Below are 4,513 nucleotides of genomic sequence, written 5' to 3'. Positions count from 1 at the left end.
ATTATTCCGAGATCTAGCACTTGCGTAGTTACAATGTTAGTGTTGTTTGATCATTAATTGTTCGAGAGTGAGTTGTTGCCGGGATTCCTAGAAAGACATCGAATGCCGATGCGACAGTTAGTTGTTGGCGTTAGTTGGCAGTGATCATTGCATATAGAAAAGCGCCTCGGTATACGTTAGTATTGCCACTTTACCATTTTGGGAAACTCCCCTCTAATTGCAGTAGTCCCAAATAAGCTAAATGTTGCTCCCATTTAAGCCTAACCAGATGCATCGATAGATGCAATCAGCGCCTCAGAATAAATTCGCCTTTCAAAGAAATCAATGAATACAATAGAACAACAATTTTTCAATGACCTTGAAAAAAAAATGTGGACTGCGGCTGACAAGCTGCGTTCTTCGCTGGATGCATCGGTGTATAAGCACATCGTGCTTGGACTGATTTTTCTAAAGTATGTCTCCGATGCCTTCGAAGAAAGACAAACAGAACTGCACCAGCAGTTTACGAATGCTGGGCACGACTACTATCTTGACCCTGAAGATTTTCCTGATGACTACGAAGACACATTAAAAAACGAACTGGAAATTCGCGACTACTACATAGAAAAGAATGTCTTCTGGGTGCCATTTGAAGCACGCTGGCAAATCCTGCGCGACTGCGCTCAATTGCCGCCGGGTGATGCTCTGCCATGGAAGGTAGCAGGCAAAGATGCACCGGAGAAAATGCGTACGGTCGGCTGGCTGATAGACAACGCCATGGAAGCAATAGAGCGCGAGAACAGTAAGCTGAAAAACGTGCTGAACAAAGACTTTGCGCGTACCCAGATCGACAGCCATAAGCTCGCCGATCTGATCGCCCATTTCTCCGACACCAACTTCAGTCAGCCGACCTATAACGGACAACAGCTCAATCTGAAGAGTAAAGATATCCTCGGTCACGTCTACGAGTACTTCCTCGGCCAGTTCGCCTTGGCCGAAGGCAAGAAGGGTGGCCAGTACTACACCCCCAAGAGTATCGTCACGCTGATCGTGGAGATGCTTCAGCCGTTCAAGGGCCGCGTATACGACCCGGCCATGGGCTCGGGCGGTTTCTTTGTGCAGAGCGAAGAATTCATCGCCGAGCACGGTGGTAAGGTCGCGAATGGCAAAACCGGGCAGATCAGCGTCTACGGCCAGGAGAGTAATCCAACCACCTGGAAACTGGCAGCCATGAACATGGCGATTCGCGGGCTGGACTTCAATTTTGGTGGACAACCCGGCGACACCCTGCAAAATGACCTGCACCCCGACCTGCGCGCAGACTACGTGATGGCCAACCCACCCTTCAATATGAAAGAGTGGTGGAACGCCAAGCTGGAGAACGACTGGCGCTGGCTGCCCGGGTGTACGCCGCCCCAAGGCAACGCCAACTTTGCCTGGCTGCAGCACATGCTGGCTCACCTGGCCCCTACCGGCAGCATGGCGCTGCTGTTGGCCAATGGCTCCATGAGCAGCAACACCAACAACGAGGGCGAAATCCGCAAGCAGTTGGTGGAACGTGACTATGTGGAATGCATGGTGGCATTGCCGGGTCAGCTGTTCACCAATACGCAAATTCCGGCCTGCATTTGGTTCCTGACCAAAGACAAGGCCAACGGCTACAACCTCAACAAGAAGAAGCGCGACCGCCGTGGCGAGTATCTCTTTATCGATGCCCGTCAACTAGGTTACATGAAAGACCGCGTGCTGCGGGACTTTACGCCAGATGATGTCAAGAAAGTGGCCGACACTTTTCACGCGTGGCAGCACAGTGAAGGCTATGAGGACGTGCCAGGCTTTTGCTACTCAGCCCCGCTGGCCGACATCCGCAAGCACGAGCATGTGCTGACGCCGGGGCGTTATGTGGGCGCCGAGGAGCAAGAAGAAGACGGCGAAGCCTTTGCGGACAAGATGGCGCTGCTGACGAGCCAACTGGCAGGGCAGTTTGCGGAGAGCGCGAAGCTGGAAAGCGAGATCAAGAAGAACTTGGCGGGGTTGGGATATGGATTCTGAAATCGAATGGTTTGAGAAGCCTCTAGGTGAGATCACCAACAACCACGACGGCAAACGACGACCCGTGAAGGAGTCGGAACGAAAGAAGGGGGCGTTTCCCTACTACGGTGCGTCGGGGATAGTCGACCAAGTGGATGGCTACCTTTTCGATGGCAGCTACTTGCTAATAGCGGAGGACGGCGAGAATCTTCGGACAAGGCAGACACCCGTCGCCTTCATGGCCCACGGGAAGTTCTGGGTCAACAACCACGCTCACGTCGTTACCGGCACGGATGAGGTCAGTACCGAGTACCTTCATTACTTCTTGCAAGTCGCAGACATCCAGCCCTATCTCACAGGCGCTGTGATGCCCAAGTTGACGCAAGGGAACTTGAATCGCATTCCAGTCCGCTATCCATTGCCCAGTCATCAACGAGAAATCGTTAAGGTTCTCAAAGCCCTGGATGCCAAGATCGACCTCAACCGCCGCATCAACCAAACCCTCGAAGGCATGGCGCAAGCCATCTTCAAATCGTGGTTTGTCGATTTCGACCCCGTCAAAGCCAAAATCGCCGCCAAGGCCGAAGACCGCGACCCTCTGCGCGCCGCGATGAGCGCCATCAGCGGCAAAGCCGAGGCTGAACTCGATGCCTTGCCGCCCGAAGCCTTCGAACAACTCGCCGCCACGGCTGCGCTGTTTCCGGATGAGATGGAGGAGTCGGAGTTGGGGGAGATTCCGAAGGGGTGGGCTGTTCAGCGGGTAGGTGGCGTGCTCGAACTGGCTTATGGCAAAGCACTCAAGTCAACTGACAGGCACGAAGGAGATGTGCCGGTTTACGGCTCCGGCGGTATCACTGGCTATCACAACACGCCACTCGTTCCGAATGGCTCAATCATCGTTGGCCGTAAAGGCACGGTAGGCAGTCTGTACTGGGAAGACAAGCCATTTTTTCCAATCGATACGACCTACTACGTGCGGCCGTTGGCAGCGCCACTGACGTTTTGCTACTACGCAATGCAGACTATGGGGTTGGAGAAGATGAATACCGATGCGGCTGTACCTGGCCTCAATCGCGAGAATGTTTATCGCCTCGAGTTAGTTCTACCTGATTCAGCCACGTTGCAGCAGTTTGATATTCAGGTGGCAACTCTGCGCAAGGCCATTCACTCCAATCTGGAGTCAAGCAAATCACTGGCTGATCTTCGCGACTCCCTACTCCCCAAGCTTCTTTCTGGCGAGTTGTCTGTCGCAGAGCACACCGAACCTTCCGGAGCCGCATGATGGACATCAAGAAGCTCCGCGAAAACAAACTCATCGTGGACAAGGTCGAGGAGGCCTTGCAGGCGGCGTATTCCTCGAATCAGGAATTCAACGCAGTGCTGGACGACGCCGATCCGCTGTCGTTCAGGAGCTTGCGCGACCCTGAGCACGAATATTTGGTGAAGGTCAGCGATGCCCTGTACTGGGTGGAGCGTGATGCTTATCTGGACGAGCTGGACTACTGGGAAGGGCAGCGCCAGGTCGATCAGCACGAAGCCGCAGCAGCTTTCATCAAAGCCTCCGACCAACAAGCCGTTTTCCTCGACTTGGTGGATGCCGTTCGGGTTGGGCGGATTGCCCCGTTTGTGGGCGCAGGGCTCTCCAAACCCTGCGGCTATCCGATGTGGGGCGAGGCGCTGCGCAAGATCGCGCAGAAGCTGAATGGGCTTGACGTGCAGGACATCGAGCCACTGATGGCGGTGTACGACTACCTGCAAGCGGCCCAGGTGCTGCATGAGGCTGCGGCTCCGCAGGTTCAGAATTTCATCCAGACCGAGTTTCGTCAACGCGGTGCGATCAATGGGCCGGTCAGGCTGCTGCCCGAGCTGGCAAGCGGCTGCATCGTCACTACCAATTTCGACACGGTCATCGAAGAACTTTTTCGGGACCGGGGTCAGCCGCTAGACGGATACATGCACGGCACGCAGGCCGGCAACAACTTTGTGCAACGGCTCTTGCGCGGCGAGCGCTGCATTTTGAAGCTGCACGGAGATGCAGGACAGCCCAACACTCATGTGTTCACTGAGGCGCAATACCAAGCGGCCTACGGCGGGGCCGGGGGTGAACCCATTGCCTTCCAAAAACAGTTGCCACGGGCCCTAAGGCAAATCTTCATCAGCCACTCGCTGCTGTTTTTGGGTTGCGGTCTTGAGCAAGACAAGACACTAGATTTGTTCAAGTCTGTGGTGGATGAAGCAGCGTTTGAAATTCCGGATCACTTTGCTTTGCTGAACGAGCCAACCACACCACAAGAGCGCGCCCGCAAGGAGGCGCGGCTGCTGCAGCTCAAGATTCGGCCGCTTTGGTACCCGACGCCAGCAGATGCCGAAGGCAATCAGGATCACGGTTTGCTGGAGCAAGTTCTCAAGCTTGCAATTGCCGTCGCGCGCAAACAGGTGGTGTTTGGATGATTGATTTCCACTCTCTCGACGACCTCGCTCTGCTACGCGAGTCCGTCACGCT

The 4,513-nt window shown here is 54.8% G+C and carries 3 protein-coding genes; all 3 read left to right on the top strand.

What is annotated here, in order from left to right:
* Positions 1-324 precede the first annotated feature (324 nt).
* The 3 genes from AC1W8Y_RS14870 to AC1W8Y_RS14860 all read left to right on the top strand — a co-directional run bounded on the left by AC1W8Y_RS14870 (position 325) and on the right by AC1W8Y_RS14860 (position 4,461).
* On the top strand, positions 325-2,031 hold the full coding sequence (locus AC1W8Y_RS14870) for a class I SAM-dependent DNA methyltransferase (RefSeq protein WP_482015274.1): 1,707 nt from the start codon (positions 325-327) through the stop codon (positions 2,029-2,031).
* A 64-nt stretch (positions 2,032-2,095) separates the two neighbouring features.
* The gene (locus AC1W8Y_RS14865) at positions 2,096-3,292 is read left to right on the top strand and encodes a restriction endonuclease subunit S (protein WP_482015273.1); all 1,197 of its coding nucleotides are present in this window, start codon (positions 2,096-2,098) and stop codon (positions 3,290-3,292) included.
* The gene (locus AC1W8Y_RS14860; protein WP_482015271.1) at positions 3,289-4,461 is read left to right on the top strand and encodes an SIR2 family NAD-dependent protein deacylase; all 1,173 of its coding nucleotides are present in this window, start codon (positions 3,289-3,291) and stop codon (positions 4,459-4,461) included. Before AC1W8Y_RS14865 ends, AC1W8Y_RS14860 begins: the two co-directional genes overlap by 4 nt.
* Positions 4,462-4,513 lie beyond the last annotated feature (52 nt).

Source organism: Jezberella sp., assembly GCF_964834465.1.
This window is presented reverse-complemented; position numbering and strand designations above follow the sequence as displayed.